At 42.0% G+C, this 22,476-nt stretch carries 24 protein-coding genes, 2 rRNA genes, 1 pseudogene and 1 riboswitch; of the genes and pseudogenes, 7 read left to right on the top strand and 20 right to left on the bottom strand.

Features of this window, described 5'->3' with window-relative positions:
• Positions 1 to 45: 45 nt before the first annotated feature.
• From C2M33_RS20900 to C2M33_RS20915, 4 genes are all read right to left on the bottom strand, one after another.
• Positions 46 to 207 carry a YqaE/Pmp3 family membrane protein gene (locus tag C2M33_RS20900; RefSeq protein WP_082401591.1) on the bottom strand — a complete coding sequence of 54 codons (162 nt, stop codon included), beginning with the start codon at positions 205 to 207 and terminating at the stop codon, positions 46 to 48.
• 160 nt (positions 208 to 367) lie between these two features.
• Positions 368 to 1,597, bottom strand: a complete 1,230-nt coding sequence (locus tag C2M33_RS20905; RefSeq protein WP_063706260.1) for an ammonium transporter — start codon at positions 1,595 to 1,597, stop codon at positions 368 to 370.
• A 9-nt stretch (positions 1,598 to 1,606) separates the two neighbouring features.
• The gene (locus C2M33_RS20910) at positions 1,607 to 1,945 is read right to left on the bottom strand and encodes a P-II family nitrogen regulator (RefSeq protein WP_054554260.1); all 339 of its coding nucleotides are present in this window, start codon (positions 1,943 to 1,945) and stop codon (positions 1,607 to 1,609) included.
• A gap of 181 nt (positions 1,946 to 2,126) precedes the next feature.
• A complete protein-coding gene (locus tag C2M33_RS20915) occupies positions 2,127 to 3,356 on the bottom strand; it encodes a diguanylate cyclase (protein WP_063706258.1) in 1,230 nt (409 codons plus the stop codon).
• Positions 3,357 to 3,600: 244 nt separating this feature from the next.
• Between C2M33_RS20915 and C2M33_RS20920 the strand changes: the two are divergent.
• The 5 genes and pseudogenes from C2M33_RS20920 (at position 3,601) to serA (ending at position 8,363) form a co-directional block, all read left to right on the top strand.
• Positions 3,601 to 5,117: pseudogene (locus C2M33_RS20920) on the top strand (S10 family peptidase).
• A 117-nt stretch (positions 5,118 to 5,234) separates the two neighbouring features.
• On the top strand, positions 5,235 to 5,801 hold the full coding sequence (locus tag C2M33_RS20925; RefSeq protein WP_105175314.1) for a hypothetical protein: 567 nt from the start codon (positions 5,235 to 5,237) through the stop codon (positions 5,799 to 5,801).
• Between the two features lie 13 nt (positions 5,802 to 5,814).
• A complete protein-coding gene (locus C2M33_RS20930) occupies positions 5,815 to 6,411 on the top strand; it encodes a 5-formyltetrahydrofolate cyclo-ligase (protein ID WP_105175315.1) in 597 nt (198 codons plus the stop codon).
• A 54-nt stretch (positions 6,412 to 6,465) separates the two neighbouring features.
• Positions 6,466 to 7,119, top strand: coding sequence for a ribose-5-phosphate isomerase RpiA (rpiA, locus tag C2M33_RS20935; protein ID WP_063706249.1), 654 nt, complete (start codon positions 6,466 to 6,468; stop codon positions 7,117 to 7,119).
• Between the two features lie 14 nt (positions 7,120 to 7,133).
• Positions 7,134 to 8,363, top strand: a complete 1,230-nt coding sequence (gene serA / locus C2M33_RS20940; protein ID WP_063706246.1) for a phosphoglycerate dehydrogenase — start codon at positions 7,134 to 7,136, stop codon at positions 8,361 to 8,363.
• Between the two features lie 291 nt (positions 8,364 to 8,654).
• On the opposite strand, the gene C2M33_RS20945 is transcribed toward serA, so the two are convergent.
• From C2M33_RS20945 to yaaA, 3 genes are all read right to left on the bottom strand, one after another.
• On the bottom strand, positions 8,655 to 8,885 hold the full coding sequence (locus C2M33_RS20945) for a ribbon-helix-helix domain-containing protein (protein WP_233999291.1): 231 nt from the start codon (positions 8,883 to 8,885) through the stop codon (positions 8,655 to 8,657).
• Positions 8,886 to 9,075: 190 nt separating this feature from the next.
• Positions 9,076 to 10,011, bottom strand: a complete 936-nt coding sequence (locus tag C2M33_RS20950) for a mechanosensitive ion channel family protein (RefSeq protein ID WP_105175316.1) — start codon at positions 10,009 to 10,011, stop codon at positions 9,076 to 9,078.
• Between the two features lie 119 nt (positions 10,012 to 10,130).
• Positions 10,131 to 10,910, bottom strand: coding sequence for a peroxide stress protein YaaA (gene yaaA / locus C2M33_RS20955; protein ID WP_105175317.1), 780 nt, complete (start codon positions 10,908 to 10,910; stop codon positions 10,131 to 10,133).
• Positions 10,911 to 11,131: 221 nt separating this feature from the next.
• Here yaaA and tal point away from each other — a divergent pair, with 221 nt between their 5' ends.
• Together tal and C2M33_RS20965 are read left to right on the top strand one after the other, a co-directional pair.
• Positions 11,132 to 12,082, top strand: a complete 951-nt coding sequence (gene tal, locus C2M33_RS20960; protein WP_105175318.1) for a transaldolase — start codon at positions 11,132 to 11,134, stop codon at positions 12,080 to 12,082.
• A gap of 187 nt (positions 12,083 to 12,269) precedes the next feature.
• Positions 12,270 to 12,458, top strand: coding sequence for a DUF3545 family protein (locus tag C2M33_RS20965; RefSeq protein ID WP_063706234.1), 189 nt, complete (start codon positions 12,270 to 12,272; stop codon positions 12,456 to 12,458).
• A gap of 32 nt (positions 12,459 to 12,490) precedes the next feature.
• Here C2M33_RS20965 and ung read toward each other — a convergent pair whose 3' ends face one another.
• From ung to rrf (C2M33_RS21565), 13 genes are all read right to left on the bottom strand, one after another.
• Positions 12,491 to 13,165 carry a uracil-DNA glycosylase gene (ung, locus tag C2M33_RS20970; RefSeq protein ID WP_105175319.1) on the bottom strand — a complete coding sequence of 225 codons (675 nt, stop codon included), beginning with the start codon at positions 13,163 to 13,165 and terminating at the stop codon, positions 12,491 to 12,493.
• A complete protein-coding gene (locus C2M33_RS20975; protein WP_105175320.1) occupies positions 13,162 to 14,019 on the bottom strand; it encodes a cobalamin-binding protein in 858 nt (285 codons plus the stop codon). Before C2M33_RS20975 ends, ung begins: the two co-directional genes overlap by 4 nt.
• A gap of 1 nt (position 14,020) precedes the next feature.
• The gene (gene cobO, locus C2M33_RS20980; RefSeq protein WP_054562333.1) at positions 14,021 to 14,620 is read right to left on the bottom strand and encodes a cob(I)yrinic acid a,c-diamide adenosyltransferase; all 600 of its coding nucleotides are present in this window, start codon (positions 14,618 to 14,620) and stop codon (positions 14,021 to 14,023) included.
• A gap of 9 nt (positions 14,621 to 14,629) precedes the next feature.
• Positions 14,630 to 16,114, bottom strand: coding sequence for a cobyric acid synthase (locus tag C2M33_RS20985; protein ID WP_105175321.1), 1,485 nt, complete (start codon positions 16,112 to 16,114; stop codon positions 14,630 to 14,632).
• The gene (gene cobU, locus C2M33_RS20990; RefSeq protein WP_105175341.1) at positions 16,114 to 16,641 is read right to left on the bottom strand and encodes a bifunctional adenosylcobinamide kinase/adenosylcobinamide-phosphate guanylyltransferase; all 528 of its coding nucleotides are present in this window, start codon (positions 16,639 to 16,641) and stop codon (positions 16,114 to 16,116) included. The genes C2M33_RS20985 and cobU overlap by 1 nt, the downstream gene beginning before the upstream one ends.
• Positions 16,638 to 17,492, bottom strand: a complete 855-nt coding sequence (locus tag C2M33_RS20995) for an adenosylcobinamide-GDP ribazoletransferase (protein ID WP_233999292.1) — start codon at positions 17,490 to 17,492, stop codon at positions 16,638 to 16,640. The genes cobU and C2M33_RS20995 overlap by 4 nt, the downstream gene beginning before the upstream one ends.
• Positions 17,446 to 18,507, bottom strand: coding sequence for a nicotinate-nucleotide--dimethylbenzimidazole phosphoribosyltransferase (cobT, locus tag C2M33_RS21000; RefSeq protein WP_105175323.1), 1,062 nt, complete (start codon positions 18,505 to 18,507; stop codon positions 17,446 to 17,448). Before cobT ends, C2M33_RS20995 begins: the two co-directional genes overlap by 47 nt.
• A gap of 3 nt (positions 18,508 to 18,510) precedes the next feature.
• The gene (locus tag C2M33_RS21005) at positions 18,511 to 19,500 is read right to left on the bottom strand and encodes a FecCD family ABC transporter permease (protein ID WP_105175324.1); all 990 of its coding nucleotides are present in this window, start codon (positions 19,498 to 19,500) and stop codon (positions 18,511 to 18,513) included.
• Positions 19,493 to 20,323: an ABC transporter ATP-binding protein gene (locus C2M33_RS21010; protein WP_105175342.1), complete on the bottom strand. Its 831-nt coding sequence runs from the start codon at positions 20,321 to 20,323 to the stop codon at positions 19,493 to 19,495. The genes C2M33_RS21005 and C2M33_RS21010 overlap by 8 nt, the downstream gene beginning before the upstream one ends.
• Positions 20,324 to 20,426: 103 nt before the next feature.
• A riboswitch (cobalamin riboswitch) is annotated at positions 20,427 to 20,494 on the bottom strand.
• Positions 20,495 to 20,554: 60 nt separating this feature from the next.
• Positions 20,555 to 21,172 carry a histidine phosphatase family protein gene (locus C2M33_RS21015; RefSeq protein ID WP_105175325.1) on the bottom strand — a complete coding sequence of 206 codons (618 nt, stop codon included), beginning with the start codon at positions 21,170 to 21,172 and terminating at the stop codon, positions 20,555 to 20,557.
• Between the two features lie 84 nt (positions 21,173 to 21,256).
• Positions 21,257 to 21,685 (bottom strand): FKBP-type peptidyl-prolyl cis-trans isomerase, encoded by a 429-nt coding sequence (locus tag C2M33_RS21020; protein ID WP_105175326.1) that lies wholly within the window; start codon positions 21,683 to 21,685, stop codon positions 21,257 to 21,259.
• 536 nt (positions 21,686 to 22,221) lie between these two features.
• Positions 22,222 to 22,336, bottom strand: a 5S ribosomal RNA gene (rrf, locus tag C2M33_RS21025).
• Positions 22,337 to 22,394: 58 nt separating this feature from the next.
• Positions 22,395 to 22,476, bottom strand: a 5S ribosomal RNA gene (gene rrf / locus C2M33_RS21565); the annotation flags it as partial.

Consider the following 22,476-nt stretch of genomic DNA (forward strand, 5'->3'; position numbering starts at 1 on the left):
AGCGTAATTTTAACACCAGTAAAATTAACAGTCACTTAAACTCGTTTAGCGTGTACACAACCAGAGTGAGTGGATCACAGCAGGTATAAAGAAGATAAAGCATAGAATAATGTTAATCACTAAGTCTTTACCCGCACCCGCTTTTAAAAATACCGCAACAGGCGGTAAAAACAGCGAAATTATTATAAGCAAGAGTTTGTTATCCATCGTTTTTCCTTGTTAGTTTGGAATATTAAGCATAGTCAACAAATAGCTATTTCGCCTATCAGAAAAGGCTTATTTAAATGCAAAAAAGCCCTACCTAAGTAGAGCTTTGATTTGAACACACAATGATATTGTTGTGTGCGTGCAATTGCACGCACTGAGATTAGTTACTGCGAACTGATACAAACTCTGGGTAAGCATCGATACCACAGTCATGTTGATCCATACCGTTTAATTCTTCTTCTTCGGTAACACGGATACCCATGGTATTTTTCAGGATTGCCCACACGATTGATGACGCGATGAACACAAATCCTAAGATACATACTAAGCCAATTAATTGATTAACGAAGGTTGCATCTGAGTTTGAAAGTGGCACTAACATGATACCTAATGCACCACATACACCGTGTACAGAGATAGCACCTACTGGGTCATCGATTTTTGCTTTATCAAGAGCAACGATGCTAAATACAACCAGAGAACCACCTAATAAACCAAGTAAACAAGCAAGTAATGGTGTTGGTGATGCTGGCTCTGCTGTAATGGTTACCAGACCTGCTAATGCACCATTCAGAACCATAGTTAAATCTGCTTTACCCCATAACACTTTACATACAAACAGTGCTGCAATTGCGCCACATGCTGCTGCTGCGTTAGTGTTTAAGAAGATTTTACCTACTGCAGTTGCGTTTTCAGCGTCAGATACAAGTAGTTGAGAACCACCATTGAAACCAAACCAACCCATCCAAAGGATTAATGTACCCAATGTTGCTAACGGTAAGTTAGAACCTGGAATTGGGTAGATTTCACCATTTTTGCCGTATTTACCTTTACGAGCACCTAAGAATAGTACGCCCGCTAGCGCTGCAGCAGCACCTGCGCCATGAACGATGGCAGAACCTGCGAAGTCAACAAAGCCCATTGCTGAAAGGAAGCCTGCGCCCCATGTCCAGTAGCCTTCGATTGGGTAGATAAAACCCGTTAAGATAACGGTAAATACTAAGAATGCCCATAGCTTCATACGCTCAGCAACCGCACCAGATACGATTGACATAGCTGTCGCTACGAACACAACTTGGAAGAAAAAATCAGACTCTAAAGAGTGATTTGCATCAGCAGCTTGAGTGCCAATTAATGCACCAAATGAAGGGATAAAACCACCTTCTGCGTTATCAACATACATGATGTTGTAACCCACTAATAAAAACATAGTGCAGGCAATAGAAAATAGTGCAACGTTTTTAGTTAGAATTTCTGTTGTATTTTTTGCACGAACTAAACCTGCTTCAAGCATAGCGAAACCAGCCGCCATCCACATTACTAAAACACCCGACATCAAAAAGTAAAATGTGTCGAGTGAGAACTTCAACTCTACGATAGTGTTTTCCATAATTCCCCCTTAAATTGCTTCTTCATCAAGTTCGCCAGTACGGATACGAACGATTTGGTCTAGGTCGTAAACAAAAATTTTGCCGTCACCAATTTTGCCTGTTGAAGCAATTTTTGTGATGGTTTCAACAACGCGTTGACAATTTTCGCTACGAGTTGCAATTTCAAGTTTGATCTTTGGAATAAAATCGACTTGGTATTCAGCTCCACGATATAGCTCAGTATGACCACGTTGACGGCCAAAGCCTTTAACGTCGACAACTGTCATCCCCTCAATGCCTAAATCAGCCAATGCTTCACGTACATCATCAAGTTTGAATGGCTTTATTATTGCACTAATCATTTTCATAGTGGCCCCCTTCGGACGCTTATTGTTATCCTGTTGGCTTATACAATCCAACCTTTGTGCCACTATTTTTTATTATTTATTTTCAATAAGTTAAAAAACAAATTTGGTTTTTGCACAAAAAAAATGCACCCTAATGGTGCATTTTTTTAACAATTAACCAGCGCTGGTGCAATTAGCACAACTATAGCTTCACTAAGCAGTTCCGATCTTGCTGTTTAGCTTGGTATAGCGCCTTATCAGCAATGCGCATTGCGGCTGTAAGCGATACTTTTTGGAATTGGGTCATACCAATACTCATGGTTAATGAGTAAGGCTCACCATTAATTGAAAAGGCATGACTCGCTAACTGCTCTCTGAAGGTATTGAGCCTTGATTCGGCCTTAGCTAAATCCATATTATGCAGTACCACAGCAAATTCTTCGCCGCCAATTCTCGCTATGGTGAAGTCATCAAATTTAGTCTTTAAAAATGAAGACACTTGTTTTAGTGCCTGATCACCGGCTTCGTGACCAAACTGGTCGTTCACATTTTTAAAGAAGTCGATATCAAGCAAAGCCAGTACGTTTTCTTGCTCAACATTTTTAAGCAGTTTTTCAGCGTATTGATAAAAATAGCGACGATTATGCAAGCCTGTTAAATGGTCGCGGTATGCGCTTTCTTTTATATCTGCTATTAAAGCAAGCTGCTCCATGGTTTGCATAACGCGGCAATGAAACTCTTCATTCATAAACGGCTTAGTTAAAAAGTCGTTTGCGCCGTATTTAATAAAGCGCGCCGATAACCCATGCTTACCAGCACCTGATAAGCCGATAATTGCTAAGTCATCACGGCCGCGGAAATTACGTACCGCTTTAACTAGCTCAAAACCATCCATCGTTGGCATAGCATAGTCAGTAAGTAATAGCTTGATTTCAGGGTCATCTTTAAGTATTTGGAGTGCTTGCTCACCATCTTGGGCATCACGCACATCAAATAATTGCTTTTCGAGCATTTGCTTCATTAAAGTGCGGCTTAGTACTGAGTCATCCGCTACCAGCGCTTTGCTACCATCGTTTCTAAGTAATTGTGCAACAAGTTTTATCGCATAATGGTAGGAGTCGCGGTTATCTTTAACGACATAATCAACCACTCCCAGCTCTAACATTTGCTGGCGAATGTATTCATCAATCTTTGATGTCAGAACAACGGTCGGGATGTTTTTTGATAAGGTGTATTTAGCTACTTCGCCGTTCATCGCATCAGGTAGCGTTAAATCGACTAAAGCCAAGGTGTAATCGTGCTCTGATATTAAAGAGACGCCCTCTTTTAAAGACCACGCAAAGTCGACAGCCACATCTAAATAGTGAGCAGCGAGGTGACGTAACACTTGCTGTACTACTTTACTGTCTTCAACTACTAATACTCTTTGCATTGCAACTTCTCTTTCTTAAGCACGTGTACACAGATTATAAACACGCTAAATATACGTCATTTTTTAATCTAGCTAAATAATTAAGCAAAATATCTTTGCTAAAAAAATGCACTTTTTTGTAATCCGCTCAGCATTTTCGGCTATTTTTCTGTTTAACGGCTAATATTGGTCACTAGTCTCATTAGTTTGTCATCGAGTTGGCTTTACTTTTTAATAGCTGCAATTCGAATAATAAGGAATCAACATGAAACTAGTTAGTTTTATTGGCTTGTCAGTGACAGCACTAACTCTGACCTTCAGCACACCAAGCTTTGCTGATAATGAACGTCGCATCGACGTAGACAGTAAAGTGGTTACTGAGCACAAAGCCCGCATTAATGGTGAACGCTTTTATACACCGCAACCACTGGCACTCAACCAGTATGGGACGAGCAAGGCAATGCTGTCGCAACACTGCAATATACTTATTATACTCGCGATAAAGTAGACGACAGAACAAAACGTCCTCTTGTATTCTCGTTCAACGGCGGCCCTGGCTCTGCCTCTGTGTGGATGCACCTTGCTTATACTGGACCACGTGTATTAAAAATTGATGACGAGGGCTACCCAGTTCAACCTTATGGTGTAAAAGATAACCCTTATTCAATTTTAGATGTGGCTGATATCGTTTATATCAACCCTGTTAATACTGGTTACTCGCGCGTTCTTGAAAACGAGAAGGGTGAACTACCAAGTAAATCCGACCAGCAAAAAATGTTCTTTGGTGTTAACGCAGACATCAAATACTTAGCAGAGTGGCTAAATACCTTTGTTTCGCGCAACGAGCGCTGGCGCTCACCTAAGTTCTTAATTGGTGAGAGCTATGGTACGACTCGTGTTTCGGGTCTTGCTCACGAATTACAAAACCGTCAGTGGATGTATATCAATGGCGTTATTTTAGTATCACCAACTGAAATTGGTATTAAACGTGAGGGCCCTGTAGAAGCTGCAAACCGCTTACCTTACTTTGCGGCAACGGCTTGGTACCACAAAGCACTTAGCGCAGACTTACAAGCAAAAGACTTAGACGAGTTACTTCCTGAAGTTGAACAATTCACAGTGAATAAGTTCTTACCAGCGATTGCTAAAGGTGGTTTCTTACCTGCAGATGAAAAACAAGCCATCATCAAGCAAGCAGCTAAATACGCGGGTTTATCTGAAAAGTTTGTTGAGCAAAACAACTTAGATATTCCAACAAACTTCTTCTGGAAAGAACTATTACGTGAGCGTGGTCAAACGGTTGGTCGTTTAGATTCTCGTTACCTAGGTATCGACAAACGTGATGCAGGTGAGTCTCCTGATTACTGGGCTGAGCTTACGTCATGGTTACACTCATTCACGCCTGCAATTAACTATTACCTTCGTGAAGAGCTTAATTACAAAACAGATATCAAATATAACCTGTTCGGAAATGTGCACCCTTGGGATCGCACAGGCAACAATACTGGTGAAAACTTACGTTTAGCGATGGCACAAAACCCATACTTAAACGTGATGATCCAGTCTGGTTACTACGACGGTGCAACAAACTACTTTGATGCTAAATACACAATGTGGCAGTTAGACCCAAGTGGCAAAATGAAAGACCGCTTAAGCTTTAAAGGCTATCGCAGTGGTCACATGATGTATTTACGTCATGCAGATCTTGAGTCATCAAACAATGACTTACGTGATTTTATCCTTAAATCACTCCCAGTCGAAGGCAAAGCTGCTAAATACTAACCAGCGTATTTGCAAACCAAAATAGAAAAAGCCCGTTTTATACGGGCTTTTGTTTTTCCGCTAATCTTTTTGGGTATATACTCAAGTCATTGATTTAAGGATTTGGATAATCACCTAATGGCAGAAAAATTTCGTGTAATGTTTGCAGGGCTTGAGGCCGGTGTTGAGCAAGCACAAGCAACAGAGCAACTAGCCGCAAAACTAAAAACAACCACTGACAAAGTCGCTGCCCTGTTTGAGCACAAGCCATTATTTGCACCAAGCGAGCAAGACAAAGCGTTAAAGCAAGCTAAGTTATTAGCCAGTGTAGGTATTAAAGCCAAGCTCCAACCAATGAATCAAGCAGCCACCAGCACGCAATCAGCAGATGCCGCAGCACAAACCAAAGAGCGTGAAGAACGCATTTTTGATGCGCTTGATTACATCACCAGTAGCCTTATTCGCCTAGAAGAAAAGCTAGATGACTTAGAGCAACGTTTACCTGAACTTGAGAACAACAGCGTTGTTGATAGCGACGATAGCTGGCAAGAAGATGACCTACTGCTTGAAGAAGAATTAACAGAGCCCGTTAAAAAGCGTTCAAACACCCTACTCTATTCGCTTATTGCGATGGTCATTGTGCTATTGATCATTTTAGGTGTGGTGGAACTTTTTCCTGAACTTTTCTCCTTTTTAGAAAGTTAATACTAATATTGACATGAGCAACACACGAGCAGAAATTAGACAATCCATTCGAAAAAAGCGCAATTCACTGACTGTAGAACAACAAAAAAATGCAGCAATTGCGCTGAAAATGAATTTTACTCAACACTTAAAATCACTAAAAACCACCAAAAATGCCCACATAGGCATTTATTTTAGCAATGACGGAGAATTAGACACCTCATTGTTAATTAAAGAATTATGGATGCAAAAACAGCATTTATACTTACCTATAATTCACCCCTTCAATGGCACAACCTTATACTTTCAGAGGTATGAAGAAAATTCACCCATGACTGCAAATCGCTATGGTATCTTGGAGCCCAAGTTAAATTGCAGTCAAATATGTCCTTTAGACAAGCTTGATATTTTACTTATGCCGTTAGTGGCATTTGATGATCAAGGTAACCGTTTAGGAATGGGCGGTGGGTTTTATGACAAAACGTTGGCTCGGTATTACCAAGAAAACTGGCAAAAACCAATTTTGATTGGTCTTGCCCATCAATGTCAGCATGTGCCGGCATTGCCGATTGAATCATGGGATGTACCGTTAAAACACATTATAACCCCAGAGAAAATCTACCAATGGTAAGCAAACTGTTTGTATACTATAGGCCTTCTCTGACAGCTAACTGAGCACATAATTATGACGCAAGATGAATTAAAAAAAGCCGCTGCCTGGGCAGCTCTCGAGTTTGTAAACAAAAATACCATTGTTGGTGTAGGTACAGGCTCTACAGTAAATCATTTTATTGATGCACTGGGAACTGTAAAAGACACCATTATTGGTGCGGTTTCAAGTTCTGAAGCTTCGACAGAAAAGTTAAAAGCACTGGGTATTGAAGTGTTTGAGCTAAACGAAGTATCAAGTCTTGATGTGTATGTTGATGGCGCAGACGAAATCAACCCACACAATGAAATGATCAAAGGCGGTGGCGCTGCGCTAACTCGTGAAAAAATCGTTTCTGCAGTAGCAAAGCAATTTGTATGTATTGTTGATGAATCAAAAGAAGTTACAACATTAGGCGCATTTCCACTTCCTGTTGAAGTGATCCCAATGGCACGCAGCTATGTAGCACGTGAACTTGTAAAACTTGGCGGTGACCCTGTTTACCGCGAAGGTGTTGTAACAGATAACGGTAACGTCATCTTAGACGTACATAATTTAGATATCAGCAATGCCAAAGAATTAGAGCTAACAATCAACCAGATTGTTGGTGTAGTAACAAACGGCTTATTTGCCCATCGCGGTGCAGATAAAGTCATTATCGGCACCAAAAATGGGCCGCAAATAAAGTAAATAGGAATGAGGATATGAGTAAGGTATCGTTAGCAAAAGACAAAATTAAAATTCTCTTGCTGGAAGGCGTGCACCAAAGTGCTGTAGAAACGCTTAAGCGTAATGGCTACAGCAATATTGATTACGTAAAAACATCCTTACCTGAAGACGAGCTCATTGAGCGCATTAAAGATGTGCACTTTGTAGGCCTTCGTTCTCGCACTCATATTAATGAAGCGGTATTAGAAGCAGCTGAAAAGCTAGTCGCAATCGGCTGCTTCTGTATCGGTACTAACCAAGTCGACCTGCAAGGTGCCCGTGAACGTGGTATTGCGGTATTTAACGCGCCATTCTCAAACACCCGCTCTGTTGCAGAATTAGTACTTGGTGAAATCTTATTACTGCTTCGTGGTATTCCAGAGCGTAATGCCCTAGCACACCGCGGTGGTTGGTTAAAATCAGCCAATGGTTCATTCGAAGCCCGTGGTAAAACACTCGGTATTATTGGTTACGGCCACATTGGTACACAGCTAGGTATCATGGCTGAAAATATCGGTATGAACGTAGAGTTTTACGATATTGAAGATAAGCTAACACTAGGTAATGCAACGCAAGTTCATAACCTAACTCAGTTATTACAACGTGCTGATGTTATAAGCTTACACGTTCCTGAAACGCCGCAAACGAAAAATCTAATCGGTATGGCTGAGCTTGAAGTAATGAAGCAAGGCGCTATTTTAATTAACGCGTCTCGCGGTACTGTTGTTGATATCGATGCACTAGCTGAATCACTCCGTGAGAAAAAGCTGAGCGGCGCTGCAATTGACGTATTCCCTGTAGAGCCAAAATCTAATGATGAAGAATTTGTTTCTCCTCTACGTGGTTTTGATAACGTGATTTTGACGCCACACATTGGTGGTTCAACTCAAGAAGCACAAGAAAATATCGGTATTGAAGTAGCGGGTAAACTTGCTAAGTACTCAGATAATGGTTCAACCATTACTGCGGTTAACTTCCCTGAAGTATCACTACCTGAGCTTGCAAACCGTAGCCGTTTATTACACGTACACCACAACCGTCCGGGTATCCTAACGCAAATTAACCAAGCGTTTGCACAGCACGGTATCAACATCGCAGCTCAATACTTACAAACTGACGAAGCGATTGGTTACGTAGTTATTGATGTCGATACAGATCACTCAGAAGTGGCACTTAAAGAACTAAGTGCTGTTGAAGGTACAATCAGAGCCCGTATCCTTCACTAATCGTTGGCATAACAAATTAATAAAAAGCGCAAACAGTTAAACTGCTTGCGCTTTTTTTGTAGGACAAAACTTTAATATAGCTGTAAGCCTCAAGCTGTCAGCGATAAGCCGATTGTGCATACCTGTTTTAGGGTGCAATACTTTAATGTAGGCGTGAAATTTATTTCGCGCGAGTTATAACTATCATTTTACTTCATGCTTATTTAACCAAACCAGGTCATTTTTGTTATTTCTCAGATATCGACATAATGCATCACTATACTCAAATCAGCTTCGGCTTGAATATTAAGTTTATAACTTCCCATCCTTACTCGCTTCTTCCTTGAAACTAGCTAACATTTGACTTGGTGATTTATCTGAAAGTCCACTTTTCTCTGCTTCAATCAATTTAATACGAATAGCTTCAATTTCAGAAGCTCGCATTTGCTCTTTTCTAATCAAATCTCGAAGTAACTCACTGTCACTCGCATAATTACCAGAAGCGAGCTGTGCTTGCATCCATTTTTCTTGTTGGGCAGTCACAGTGATACTTTTTTTACCATCGCCATAATTTACTCATCTTAAATAGATCAAATCCAGATATAATCCTATTTTATACTACTACAATCAAGCTTAGCTTATTGGTGCTAGTAATCAACTATACCTTTTACTTAACTTCCCCCCTCCTCAAACACACTTCCCTGTGTAAATCACGCCGATGAGTCAGTAAATTTTACTCACCAGTCGCTTGTGTTTCTGCGTCTTTATCTTGGTGTTTTTCGCTTATCATGGCATTTAATTTCTCGCCACCTTTGATGCCAAAATCTAACGTGCGAATTGGGAATGGGATGGTCATGTCAGCTTCGCTTAGCGCGTTTCTTACTGCCACAACAGCCTTGTGACGAACGGTCATGAAATCCGCTTCGCCGGGATATTTAATCCAAAACCAAACCAGTAAGTTGACACTGCTATCACCAAAGCTTTCGGCGTAAACGGCGGTTTCTTCTTGTTTAATCACAAAATCAAACTCATTGATTTTTTTAACAATCACCTCAGCGGCTTGCTCGGGGTCGTCGGCATACGAAATACCCACAGGCACCTCGATACGACGCACACCTAAGGTGCTGTAGTTGCTGAGTATATTTCTAAATAGAATCTTGTTAGGCACTAAGATGAGTTGCCCATAAAAATTCTCAATGAGGGTGTTTCTAAGGTTAATCGCCTTAACGGTACCAAACACGCTTTCGGTGCGGATTACATCCCCTGTTTTGAATGGTTTGCGAATCCCCATAGCAATACCCGCTATAAGGTTCTCTGTCATATCCTGAAAGGCAAAACCAATAGCGAGGCCTACGATACCCGCACCGGCTAGTAATGAGGTGACCGTGCCTCTAAGGCCCAAGAAATCAAGGGCTACAAATAAGCCTACGCATAACACGATAACCTTCACTATCGATGACATTAAGTCGGCGATTTGTGAAGACTCTAACGAACGTCGCAATAGCTTTCTGAGCATTGAACCGACAAGACGCGCCAGCAATGAAAATACAATGGTGATGATCACTGCGACAATGAAATTTGGAATATGGCTTATGATGATATCAACCCAGCCACCGAGCTTTTCTTCTATAAGTTTTTCGGCCTCACCGACGGTTGGTATTTTTAACATGCGACTACCTGATAGATTAAGAAACATAACAGCTGTTTTGCAAAATAAACGCCAGTTTCATACAGGCACAAAAAAGCCGTGCTGGGCACGGCTTTAACATATACTTTAAAACTCAGAAGTTAGTTTTGTTCTTCTCGTAAGAAAACAGGCTCTAACTCTTTTACTGTTGCATCGCTGCTAAAATAATAACCCGCAACGGTGAAATCTTTTAAATCACTTAATTGGGTAATTTTATTTTCAATGATGTAACGCGCCATCATGCCGCGAGCTTTTTTCGCATAAAAGCTGATCACTTTATATTGGCCGTTTTTACAGTCTTTAAAATGTGGGGTGATGATTTGTGCGTTTAATGCTTTTTTATCAACCGCTTTAAAATATTCGTTCGAAGCAAGGTTTACTAAATACTTGCTATCTTGCTCAGCAAGCACAGTATTAAGCTTTTCGGCGATGACACTGCCCCAAAACTGATATAAGTTCTTACCGCGTGGGTTTTCTAATTTAGTGCCCATCTCAAGGCGATAAGCTTGCATTAAATCTAATGGCTTAAGCACACCATAAAGGCCAGACAAAATACGTAAGTTTGACTGTGCGTAATCAAGGTCAGCATCGCTAAGAGTTTGCGCATCTAAACCACCGTATACGTCACCATTAAATGCTAGCACCGCTTGTTTCGCATTATCTTGCGTAAATGGCTGTGACCACTCAGCGAATCGTGCTGCATTTAAACCAGCTAGTTTATCGCTGATTTTCATTAGGCTACCAATTTGAGCTGGTGTTAAATCACGGCAAACTGACATTAACTCTTCGCTGTGCTCGAGTAATTCAGGTTGAGTGAATTTATCGGTCGTGGCTGGTGTTTCGTAATCTAAATTTTTTGCTGGTGAAATAACAGTGATCATACTTAGCTATTGACTTGTAATTTGTTTGATGTCAATTTCAACATTAATTGAATCAAAATGCACGTTTTGTTTCGTCCTGCCTTAATCCGCTGCACTTTCATACATAATGCCTTAGTTTTCCAAATTGAGGACATTTGACCTATTAAACACTGTCATAGTGTTGCAGCATTAAGGCCGCTATAATGGATTTTCTATTAACTTGCTTGGAATGAGGAAAGCAAATGACTTCAGCACTACAAAGGCTTAAACAACATTCATCTATTGTTGCAGATACAGGTGATATCGAAGCTATCAAAAAGCACCAACCAGAAGATGCAACAACAAACCCATCTCTACTTTTAAAAGCCAGTGAAATTGAAGCGTATAAGCCTTATTTAGATAAAGCGTGGCAATATGCCAAAGAAACCGAGCAAGATGCAGCTAAACAACTTGAATTAGCATGTGATTACTTTGCTGTATTAATTGGTAAAGAAATTAGCGAAATCGTTCCGGGTTATATCTCAACAGAAGTTGACGCACGTTTATCATTTGATACCCAAGCGACTATCGACAAAGCACATACGTTACTGAGCCTTTACGAAAAAGAAGGCGTTAGCAAAGATAAAATCCTAATCAAAGTTGCATCAACTTGGGAAGGCATCAAAGCTGCAGAACAGCTTGAAAAAGAAGGCACTAAGTGTAACTTAACGCTATTATTCTCTGAAGCACAAGCTCGCGCATGTGCCGATGCGAATGTATTTTTAATTTCACCTTTTGTTGGCCGTATCCTAGACTGGCACGTTGCTAACGGCATGGAAAAACCAACAGATCCGCTAAACGATCCTGGTGTGCAGTCAGTACGTAGCATTTACGAATTCTACAAACGCCATGATTACAAAACGGTTGTTATGGGTGCAAGCTTCCGTAACACAGGCGAAATCATCGCGCTTACAGGTTGTGATAAGCTAACGATTAGCCCAGCACTTTTAGAAGAGCTTGGCCAATTAACTGATGCACAAGAATACCTACTAGAGAGCGACTTTACTGTTGAAGAAAAACCAGCACCATTAACTGAAAGCCAGTTCCGTTGGTTACACAACCAAGATGCTATGGCAACAGAGAAATTAGCTGAAGGTATCCGCTCTTTTGCTGAAGCTCAAATTGAATTAGAAGCTCGCTTCAAAGCGATGTAATTCGCACGACATCATTTTTTAAAACGCCACCGCTAGGTGGCGTTTTTGTTTCTAAAAAATCTTCATTCATTGATCTATTCATCTATCAATCACAGTTCTGTAACAGTATTGTCACTTTTTTATTCTATTTTTGAGCAGCCTGTGGTATAGGTATTTCCGAGGTTAAAAAAATCAATAGGAGAAGTTCATGGATAGCCTAGACGATATTTTAGAAATATTAGAAGGTCCTAGTACAACAAGAAAGACCTCTCAAAAAAACAAAAAAAGAAAATGGCGCGAAATCGAAGCTTTGAAAGATAAGCACAGACTTCGCAAAGAACTACAGGAGTTAGACTATTTCACTGAAAGCATTGAGCTTGATGAATTAGATTTTTAATTAAAGGCCCGTAAGGGCCTTTTGCATTTTTTCTATAGAATTTGTGGCAATGACCAATTGATTGGTGCTTTATTTTGTTCGGTAAGGATATGATTTACCTTTGAAAAGTGCTGACAACCAAAAAAGCCACGATGAGCAGAAAGCGGTGATGGATGCGGACCTTGGATCACATGATGACGCGAGGTATCAATACGCTTACCCTTTTTCTGAGCATGTGCGCCCCAGAGCACAAACACCACACCGTCGCAGTGCTGATTGATAAGCGCAATCACTGCATCGGTAAATTGCTCCCAACCAAGGTGTTTATGAGAATTAGCCTGACCTTGCTCAACCGTTAGTACAGTGTTGAGTAAAAACACGCCTTGCTCAGCCCAACTTTGCAAATAGCCATGATGAGGTATCTCAAAACCTTCGATATCTGTTGCCAGTTCTTTGTACATGTTTTTCAAAGACGGCGGCAGCTTTTTAACTTCAGGCAATACCGAAAAACACAAGCCATGGGCTTGGCCTTCTCCGTGATAAGGATCTTGCCCTAAAATAACCACTTTGACTTCACTCAGAGGGGTGGCATCAAAAGCTGAGAATACCTGTTCGTCTTTCGGATAAACGCTAACGCCTGCTGCACGTCTATCTGCCACATATTGCAAGGTTTCTTGCATGTAGGGTTTAGCAAGCTCGGTATCTAGAAATGTTTGCCAATCGATCATTTTGAAGCCTGTATTTGCTGACGAGAAACGTCTATTTTACCACACATGTCGGTCAAACCATCAAGCATACGGGTTGTAAAACGGTGCAATAAGTCTGCGTTTACACTAATAAACTGGTTATGTTGCACCGCTGGCAATTCAGGCCATTGTCGCCAATCAATTTTAGGCTGAGGCTTTTTCGATTTTTCATCTGGAATAATCACTACCTCTGGATTGGCAACCAATACATTTTCAATACTAATGCGCGGGTAGTCGGTATCGCTATTAGCAAACACATTATCCGCATGACAAATAGTTAATAGCTGATTGATCCAAGTGTTTCCGCCAACTGTCATCATTGGCTCAGGCCATAATTGATAAAACACCGACACTTTCGGTTTGCCTTCTTGCGCTCTGCGAATAGCATTGAGTTTAGTTTCAAACTGTTTAGCTACTTTATTTGCCTTGGTTTGCAAATGCGTAAGCGTGCCTAGTTTACGGAGTTCATCAGCCACATTATCAACCTGATTTGGGTTGCTGTACGCTACCGGAATACCTAATTTTTCAATGTAAGCGAGATCTTCAGCTTTGTTGCCCGTTTTCCAAGCCAAAACAAGGTCTGGTTTTAACGACAACAGTTTTTCCATGTTTATCCCGTAATAGCCTCCTACCCGTTCGATATCATTCGCTTGCTGAGGAAAGTCTGCATAGTCAACGGTACCCACAATGCGCTCTCCAGCACCAATCGCAAACAAGTTTTCAACGATGTGCGGTGCTAAAGCAACAATACGCTGTGGCTCTTTAATTTCATGAGCCTGAGCCAATGCAGGCAAATAAAATAAAATACCTAAGAGTGCAAACTTGATGGTTCTCATGTTAAAAATCGAACCCTTTTTGCGCTTTTATTCCTGCATCAAAAGCGTGTTTTACGTTTCTGACTTCACTGACTGTATCAGCTAAGTCGGTTAGTTTACGGTGCGCACCACGACCTGTAATAATCACCGATTGCATAGCAGGACGAGAGCTAACGGCTTCTAGCACTTCGTCTAAATCAATATAGCCGTAGGTGATCATATAGGTTATTTCATCTAGCATAACGAGGTTAATTGACTCATCCTTCAGCATTCTTTTTGCTTCTTGCCATGTCACTTGCGCAGCAGCGGTATCTGACTCTTTGTTTTGTGTTTCCCAAGTAAAACCGGTGTTCATAATAACAAATTCAACCCCCGCTTTTTCGAGTAGGTTGCGTTCACCACACTCCCATGTGCCTTTAATAAACTGACATACAGCTGCTTTCATTCCGTGACCTACCGCACGTGCAACAGTACCAAACCCAGAAGTCGATTTCCCTTTACCGTTGCCAGTTATAACCTGAAAAATACCCTGCTCTTTTTGTGCAGCAGCAATCCGTTCGTCGACTTTTTCTTTTACTTTTTGCTGGCGTTGTTGGTGCTTATCTTGATTCTGTTCGCTCATTGTTGTTCCTTATGTCTCTAAATTGAAGTTCTCATAAATATTGATGATTTGTTCAATATCGAGATTCTCTGCTACTACACTAGCTAAACGGTTTAACTGCTGTTCACGGTTTAAGTTAATATCAATCGGCTTAATTTGGCTATTTGGTGCAAGCCAAGTTATTAGCTCAGATACGCCTTCAGGGGTATCGAACAAGCCATGTAAGTAAGTACCTGCTACTTGGTTATCATCACTAATAAAACCATCTACTTTGAATCCACTTGGGTGTTCATTAAAACTCAAAAATGGCTTATCAAGTGCCGGCCCTTGACTAATCCCGGCGTGAATTTCATAACCTGAAATTGCTTTATCGCGATTGTTTAAATGAAGAATGCCAGAGACTTGGCTTAGTACTTTTTGTTGCCCTAATTGCGTTTCAAAGTCAGCAAGTCCGAGTCCTTCAGCACTGCCTAAATTAGACTCCACAGCATATGGATCTGCAAGGTAGTTGCCTAACATCTGCAGCCCACCACATACTCCTAGCACTTTACCGCCATAGCGTAAATGACGTGTTATTTGTTTATGCCAACCTTCATTTTTTAAAAACGCTAAATCGCTCAGTACATTTTTACTGCCCGGAATAATAATCAGATCAACACTTGGAATAGCCTGGGTATGACGTACATACTGTAAATCGATTTCGGGTTGTAATCGCAGTGCATCAAAGTCTGTGTGATTACTAATATGAGGAAGTAGCAGCACTGCTATGCGTAATTGTGGTTTATCGATCTGATTAGTTATAGCAACGGCGTCTTCAGCATCGAGTGCTAAGTCATGTAAATAAGGTAGCACCCCAAGCACTGGTTTATTGGTGTATTGCTCTAACCAATCAAGGCCACTTTGCAATAACGCAATATCCCCCCGAAAACGATTAATCACAAAGCCTTTAACGCGAGCCTGCTCTGACTCAGACAACAAGGCTAACGTTCCGACTAAATGGGCAAACACGCCGCCTTTATCGATATCGGCAATAATGATCACTGGGCAATCAACCGCCTCAGCGTAACCCATATTAGCAATGTCGTTTTCTCGCAGGTTAATTTCTGCGGGGCTCCCAGCACCTTCCACAACCAGTAATTCAAAACGCTCACTTAAGCGCTGCTGCGAAGTAAGAACTGCATCCATCGCCACTTTTTTGTAGTCGTGATAACTGCCCGCTTCCATATTCGACAGCGCTTTACCATGAACGATTACCTGCGCCCCAGTATCACTGTTAGGTTTTAATAAGATAGGGTTAAAATCGACTTCTGCGGGGACTTTTGCGGCCACAGCTTGCAAAGCTTGTGCACGACCTATCTCGCCACCATCTGCGGTTACGGCGCTATTTAGCGCCATATTTTGTGGCTTAAAGGGCGCAACCTTTATGCCTCGCTCTGCAAAGATCCGGCAAAGTGCTGCAACAAGGGTACTTTTACCTGCATCTGAGGTCGTGCCTTGCACCATTATTGTTTTCATCATTGTTCTCTTTTTAAAGTTTGTGCAAGACCTGCAATCACAAACTCAACACGTGCAACTTGGTGTGCTAAGGCTTGATGCAACCAACCAGAATGATCAACAAACTGACGGCTTAATTCACCGAGCGGCACAATGCCATGACCGACTTCATTGCTGACAAAAATCACCTCACCCGGCAATAGCGATAGCACATCGAGTAAGGCCGCTTTTTGCTCAAGCCAAAATGCTTCACCCTGCTGGCATAAGCAATTACTCAACCATAAGGTTAAACAGTCCACTAGAATACAGTTTTCAGCTCGGCTATGTTGTTGTAGTGCTTTAGCCAAATACAAAGGCTCTTCGACAAGTTGCCAATGCTTAGCGCGCTCTGCTTGATGCCTGTTAATTCGGGCTGTCATTTCTTCATCACCCGCATTTGCTGTGGCAATGTAGATAAGCGGCTTGTTTGAATCTGTTGCCAGCTGCTCAGCAAAACGGCTTTTACCGCTGCGAGCACCGCCTAAAATTAAAGTATGTTGTTGGCTCATAATAAACTCACCAAGCAAAGGTAAGTAACAAGCTCAGATACTTGCTGGGCTGCTCCTAAGCAATCGCCGGTGTAGCCTGATAGCTGTTTTTCAAACCAGCGCTTCAATAGTAAGCGAGTAACACAAAGCACACTGATGAGTATTAATAATTGCCCTAAAGTGAAGCCAAAAAACAACCATGCAATTGCTAACACCGCACCGCCTGTTGCTAACAGTATTTGATAACTTTGCGTGCTTAAATGCATCGCAATTGGTTTTACTTTAGATGTGGCGTCCTGACTTACATAGTCCATGTCTGCAATTAAACTTGTTGCGACAACCCGACTTAAGCTTTGCCCTAAAACAAGTGCAATAATCACAGTACTGGTTACTTCACTAAGTGCTACAAGTGTTTGGTACTTAATTAATAAGGCCATCACAAGCGCTGCAGCACCATAGGTACCTAAGCGACTGTCTTTCATAATGCTCAGCTTATCTGCAACGTGCCAACCACCACCAAAGCCATCCCAGACATCAGCTAGGCCATCTTCATGGAATGCCCCTGTGATTATCAAGCTAAACGCCATAACTAACGCGACTGCAATGGCTGCAGGGAATAACCAACTTAGCAGTAAAAAACTCAGCGCTAAAAGTGCACCTAATATCACACCGACCAATGCAAAATAGCGGCTGGCCTGATTGAGTGCCTGACTCGATACTGCAAAGTTTAATTTAACGGGGATACGCGTTAAAAAACTAAGCGCTAGCAAAAATAGCTGAAGCTGACTTGGAATAGAACCAGAAGTGTGTTGTTCAGTGCTCATATCAGACAACTTGCTCAACATTGGCATCGGCAAAACTTGCCATGTCATTATAAAACGCCAAAGATGCTTGCAGTAAAGGTAAAGCAAGCGCAGCCCCGGTGCCCTCTCCTAACCGTAAATCAAGCTGCAATAATGGTGCTGCATGCAAGGCATTGAGCATTGCTTTATGCCCTTGTTCATCAGAGGCATGAGCAAAAATCATGTAATCGCGAGCGTTTGCATTAATGTGAGTTGCAACAAGCGCTGCTGCAGTACAAATAAAGCCATCCACGATCACGGCCATGCCAAGCTCCGCAGCAGCTAAAATAGCACCGGTGATCTGAACAATTTCAAAACCACCTAATGCCGCAAGCGTCATTAATGGGTCGTCAAAATGAGCTTGATGTAATTGAAGGGCTTGCTCAACAACTTTAATTTTTTTAGCGATAACCTCGTCGCTCACACCTGTGCCTTTACCAACACATTGGCTGGCAGGTAAAGACAAAATGGCAGCCATTAATGCCGCAGCACTTGTGGTATTGCCAATGCCCATCTCACCAAAGGCGATGGTATTACAGCCTTGCTCATAGAGTGAATGAACTCGCTGCTTGGCTAATGCAAACCCTTTTTCAACCTGGCTAAGTGACATGGCCATTTCTGTATTCAGTGGTGCAGTGATGTCACCTAAACGCTGGTTATGCACACTTTTATCGTGTGAAGTACTGAGTGTTCCGGCATCAACAACTTCCAGCTGCCAGCCCAGCTGACGGCAAAACACGTTGATCGCTGCGCCTCCTGCTGCAAAGTTTGCCACCATTTGTGATGTAACGCTGCTAGGAGCAATTGACACACCTTGGCTTGCCACACCATGATCGCCCGCAAATACAATTAGAGAAGGGTTTGAAATAACCGGTTTAAAGGCAACTAGCGCCTGCTCACTATCAAGCTGCTTTGAAAAAATAAGCGTTAATTGTTTGGCACAACCTTCAAGCTGACCTAAAGCGCCTAGCGGCTTTGTTTTAAGGTCTATTTTTTGTTGAATTACAGCTGAAAATTGCTGATTAAGAGGCATGATATTAAACATTAGCTACCTGCTCTGTTTACGAAAATAAAGTAAGAATAAAAAGAACACACTACCGATAGCGGCTGTGATCACACCAACAGGTAGTTCTTGGTTATTCAATAGGGTTCGGCATAACACATCGACCCACACCATAAAAATACCACCTACCAAGGATGTCATAACTAAGTTATGGCTGCTGCCTTGCGGCGAAAAGTAGCGCACAATATGTGGTATCATCAGGCCGACAAAACCAACGCCCCCACACATAGCAACAAGCACCGCTGTTATTAATGAACTTAGCAGCAGCATCATGATCCGAAAGCGTTGCACATGAATACCCAAAGTCGCAGCACTTTCATCACCGAGCAGCATTGCATTTAGCCGACGACGAAATGCAATCATCAGCGTCATACAGGCAATAATAACGGCAAATGGCAGCCAAAGAGTGTCCCACTGGGCACGAGAAAAACTGCCCATCGTCCAAAACAAAATGGCGGTGATGGCTTGCGGATCGCTAAAATAAAGCAGCAGACTAGTCAGAGCACTAAATAAAAAAGATAAAGCAACACCAGCGAGTAACATGGCTTCAACTTGGCCAACATGACGACGCCCTGCTATAGCAATAAGCAACAGCATAGAAAGTAAGCTTCCGGCAAATGCAGCAACTGACATACTAAAGCCAAAACTCACACCGGTTAGGGCTATAAAACACACCACACCAAATGAAGCCCCAGAAGAAATACCAAACAAGTAAGGGTCAGCAAGCGGGTTTCGGGTTACGGTCTGCAAAATTAATCCAGCAAGAGCCAGCCCAGATCCCGCTAAAAATGCCAGCACCGTTCTTGGCATACGCAATTGCCAAATAATACGCTGTACAAATTCATCGCTACCTTGACTAAACAAGCCATTAAAAACATCACTCAGTGGCGTATTTGCAGCACCAAAGCTCAGTGCTAAAAAACAACTTATAAGCCCTACGACAACACAGATACTTAAACGTATTGCATCAGTCATTTTGATGCTCCTGTGTCTGATAGCCATAAAAATAAGTGATGTGCGGAATAAACTTATCAGTACTTGATTGCGGGTGAGCAGATACCGCTGCGCAGACCCCAAATACATCACTCAACAGCTGCTCAGTAAGCACCGCTTTTGGTTGCCCCTGACAAACCAAGCGCCCCTCATCAATCACGATGAGTTCATCACATATACTCGCAGCAAGATTTAAGTCATGAAACGAGGCAAGCACAGTCACATCAAGGGACTTTGCTAACTCCATTATTTGAATTTGGTATTTAACATCAAGGTGGCTGGTAGGCTCATCCATGATGAGCAACTTAGGTTGTTGTACGATTGAGCGCGCTATGAGCGCTCTTTGCTTTTCGCCACCAGAGAGCGAATCAAATGCTTGTTCACTGTGATGAGATAAACCAACCTGCTCAATCGCTTGAAAAATACGCTGCTTATCATTGGCAGACGTGCCGCTGAAAAGTCGCTTATGAGGTGTTAAGCCTAGGCTCACCACGTCGAACAGAGACAAATTAAACTGCGATGGAGACTCTTGTAATACCACAGCAACCTGCTTTGCATATTCATCAGCACTGATTTTCCAGATATCTTGACCGCTTAGTAGCACAGCCCCTTGCTGAGGTTTCAAGTAACGATAAAGACAGCGCAACAGGCTTGATTTACCAGCTCCATTAGGGCCGAGTAGACCGATAAACTGCCCAGCGTTTAACTCAAGGTTAATTGATTTAAGTATCGTTTTATTCGCAGTACCCCAACTTAAATCAGACACTGATATTAATGGCGCAGCGCTAAGGCTATTTTGTTGCAAGCTTATTCTCTCTTGGCGAGTAATTGCAACGCACAAGAAAGCACTGGTAAGTACCAGAAAGTGACGTGAGTTGACCCGCTCGATGATTAATTGTTAGTGCTAAGTATCTGGCTGACCATTATTTAGATGGATTACAGTTGCGGGAACAGCTGGAGAATTTCACCCCATTCCATAGCATATGAGTATTATGGCGGGCTAAGTAAATAATTCAATGAATATCGCTCTAGATGGCTAAAAAACAATTTTAGGCCAAGTTTGTCCTTGTTCATCTATATATACATCAACTGTAATTAGCCCAGCATAAGGAATATGAAAAACATTTAAATGTGTGGCTGATTGTTTTGGCATCTGACAAACAATAGCGAGAATTTGTTTAATCACCCCAGCATGGCTAATTACCAATGACTGTTCATGCTTAGATTCACATAATGATTGCAAAAACGTGTGCCACCATGCCTCTACCCGAGCGTAAAAGTCTGCCATAGATTCACCATTAGGTACGTTTACTTGCCAAGGGTGCTGCCAAAAATCACCGATATGAGGTTTACTCGTTTGCAGCCAAAGCTGTTGGTAATCTTGGCCATCCCAATCACCAAAATTAAACTCTTTCAGAGCGTTATTATACTGTACATGCCATGAGTGTTGTTTTGCTAAATAATCAGCGTGGACTAAGCAACGCTTTAGAGGAGAGCTATATATGGCATTTAAATTTATGAGCTCAGCAGAAGCTTGGCGCATTTGCTTAAGGCCAAGCTCTGATAAATCAACATCGATTTGCCCAGAAAGAATTCCAGGCGTAGCTATTTCGCCATGGCGAAGAAAGTAAACTCGTGAAGTAAATGCGTCCATAATGTTCCTCAGTATACCAATAGTGAACGTTAACGCGTTTTAAATACTCTGTCGACTTATGCTAAGGCTGTTATGCTCAGAGAGTTAAGCTAAACGCATTAAACGAACATCAAAATGCAGCACTGCATTTGCGCCAATCTTGCCACCGTTACCTTTTTTACCCCAAGCAAGCTCTGGAGGGATCACAAATTCATAACGAGAGCCGATATTCATTAATAGCAACCCTTCTCTTAACCCTTCAATAGCCTCAGATAAAGCGAATACCTCAGGCATACCCGCTTTATAACTGTCGGCAATAACACTGCCATCTGCAAGCATAATACGTTGATTAATAACCACTGTATCGAACTCTGATATGCATTTTCCTGCAACATCATCAATCACTTTATACATTAAACCCGACGGGCATAGATGCGTATCTGGATGCGATGAGAACTTAGCAATAAATGCTTCACTATTTTTACGATTTAAACCTGAAGAGCCTTTTGACTTGGTCGTTTTCTTACGAGACACAGTAAACCTTAATTGTATTACAAATATAAAACGCTTTATCGCATAACAAGGTAAGTGAAGCAAGTTTGCGAGAGTAAAGTTGCAAGTTAGAGAGGGGAAAGATACGAGTTAGAAAGAGTAAAGTTTGAGGATCTGGCGTAGGTTGGGTAGAGCGCAGCGAAACCCAACACAGAGCTATCAGCTTTCAGCCGTCAGCGTTCAGCCGCACGGTGGGGTTGTTTGGTGCTGCGCCTCCCTCTGCCTAGGCTCTAGGCTCTAGGCTCTAGGCTCTAGGCTCTAGGCTCTAGGCTCTAGGTAAAGTGTACTTGTAGGAATGGCTTTAGCCATGAATATGTTTGTTCTGGTCTGAATTCGGCACTGAAGTGCCTCCTACGGGGATGTTGCTGAGGGAGTCTCGGTACTAAACAACCACACAGTTCAACTGACATCTAACCTCTGATATCTCTGTGTTTCAGCTGACGTCTGACGGCTGAAAGCTGACAGCTCCAGACGCAAAAAAGCCCGACTCTTTCGAATCGGGCTTTCTTTAATTTGGATCCTGGCGATGTCCTACTTTCACATGGCAAATGCCACACTATCATCGGCGCTGTTTCGTTTCACTACTGAGTTCGGCATGGGGTCAGGTGGGTCCAAAACGCTATTGTCACCAAGAAAATTTTTTTCAATTTTCTTATTATTTTTAATTTAAAGTCTTGCGACTGAATTTGGAGCCTGGCGATGTCCTACTTTCACATGGCAAATGCCACACTATCATCGGCGCTGTTTCGTTTCACTACTGAGTTCGGCATGGG

The organism is Pseudoalteromonas sp. T1lg122 (genome assembly GCF_002964825.1).
GTDB classification, from domain to species: domain Bacteria; phylum Pseudomonadota; class Gammaproteobacteria; order Enterobacterales; family Alteromonadaceae; genus Pseudoalteromonas; species Pseudoalteromonas gelatinilytica.

Coding starts and splice junctions, on each gene's coding strand:
- C2M33_RS20900 (WP_082401591.1), bottom strand. CDS start 207: ATGGATAACAAACTCTTGCTTATAATAATTTCGCTGTTTTTACCGCCT.
- C2M33_RS20905 (WP_063706260.1), bottom strand. CDS start 1,597: ATGGAAAACACTATCGTAGAGTTGAAGTTCTCACTCGACACATTTTAC.
- C2M33_RS20910 (WP_054554260.1), bottom strand. CDS start 1,945: ATGAAAATGATTAGTGCAATAATAAAGCCATTCAAACTTGATGATGTA.
- C2M33_RS20915 (WP_063706258.1), bottom strand. CDS start 3,356: ATGCAAAGAGTATTAGTAGTTGAAGACAGTAAAGTAGTACAGCAAGTG.
- C2M33_RS20925 (WP_105175314.1), top strand. CDS start 5,235: ATGGCAGAAAAATTTCGTGTAATGTTTGCAGGGCTTGAGGCCGGTGTT.
- C2M33_RS20930 (WP_105175315.1), top strand. CDS start 5,815: ATGAGCAACACACGAGCAGAAATTAGACAATCCATTCGAAAAAAGCGC.
- rpiA (WP_063706249.1), top strand. CDS start 6,466: ATGACGCAAGATGAATTAAAAAAAGCCGCTGCCTGGGCAGCTCTCGAG.
- serA (WP_063706246.1), top strand. CDS start 7,134: ATGAGTAAGGTATCGTTAGCAAAAGACAAAATTAAAATTCTCTTGCTG.
- C2M33_RS20950 (WP_105175316.1), bottom strand. CDS start 10,011: ATGTTAAAAATACCAACCGTCGGTGAGGCCGAAAAACTTATAGAAGAA.
- yaaA (WP_105175317.1), bottom strand. CDS start 10,910: ATGATCACTGTTATTTCACCAGCAAAAAATTTAGATTACGAAACACCA.
- tal (WP_105175318.1), top strand. CDS start 11,132: ATGACTTCAGCACTACAAAGGCTTAAACAACATTCATCTATTGTTGCA.
- C2M33_RS20965 (WP_063706234.1), top strand. CDS start 12,270: ATGGATAGCCTAGACGATATTTTAGAAATATTAGAAGGTCCTAGTACA.
- ung (WP_105175319.1), bottom strand. CDS start 13,165: ATGATCGATTGGCAAACATTTCTAGATACCGAGCTTGCTAAACCCTAC.
- C2M33_RS20975 (WP_105175320.1), bottom strand. CDS start 14,019: ATGAGAACCATCAAGTTTGCACTCTTAGGTATTTTATTTTATTTGCCT.
- cobO (WP_054562333.1), bottom strand. CDS start 14,620: ATGAGCGAACAGAATCAAGATAAGCACCAACAACGCCAGCAAAAAGTA.
- C2M33_RS20985 (WP_105175321.1), bottom strand. CDS start 16,114: ATGAAAACAATAATGGTGCAAGGCACGACCTCAGATGCAGGTAAAAGT.
- cobU (WP_105175341.1), bottom strand. CDS start 16,641: ATGAGCCAACAACATACTTTAATTTTAGGCGGTGCTCGCAGCGGTAAA.
- C2M33_RS20995 (WP_233999292.1), bottom strand. CDS start 17,492: ATGACATGGCAAGTTTTGCCGATGCCAATGTTGAGCAAGTTGTCTGAT.
- cobT (WP_105175323.1), bottom strand. CDS start 18,507: ATGTTTAATATCATGCCTCTTAATCAGCAATTTTCAGCTGTAATTCAA.
- C2M33_RS21005 (WP_105175324.1), bottom strand. CDS start 19,500: ATGACTGATGCAATACGTTTAAGTATCTGTGTTGTCGTAGGGCTTATA.
- C2M33_RS21015 (WP_105175325.1), bottom strand. CDS start 21,172: ATGGACGCATTTACTTCACGAGTTTACTTTCTTCGCCATGGCGAAATA.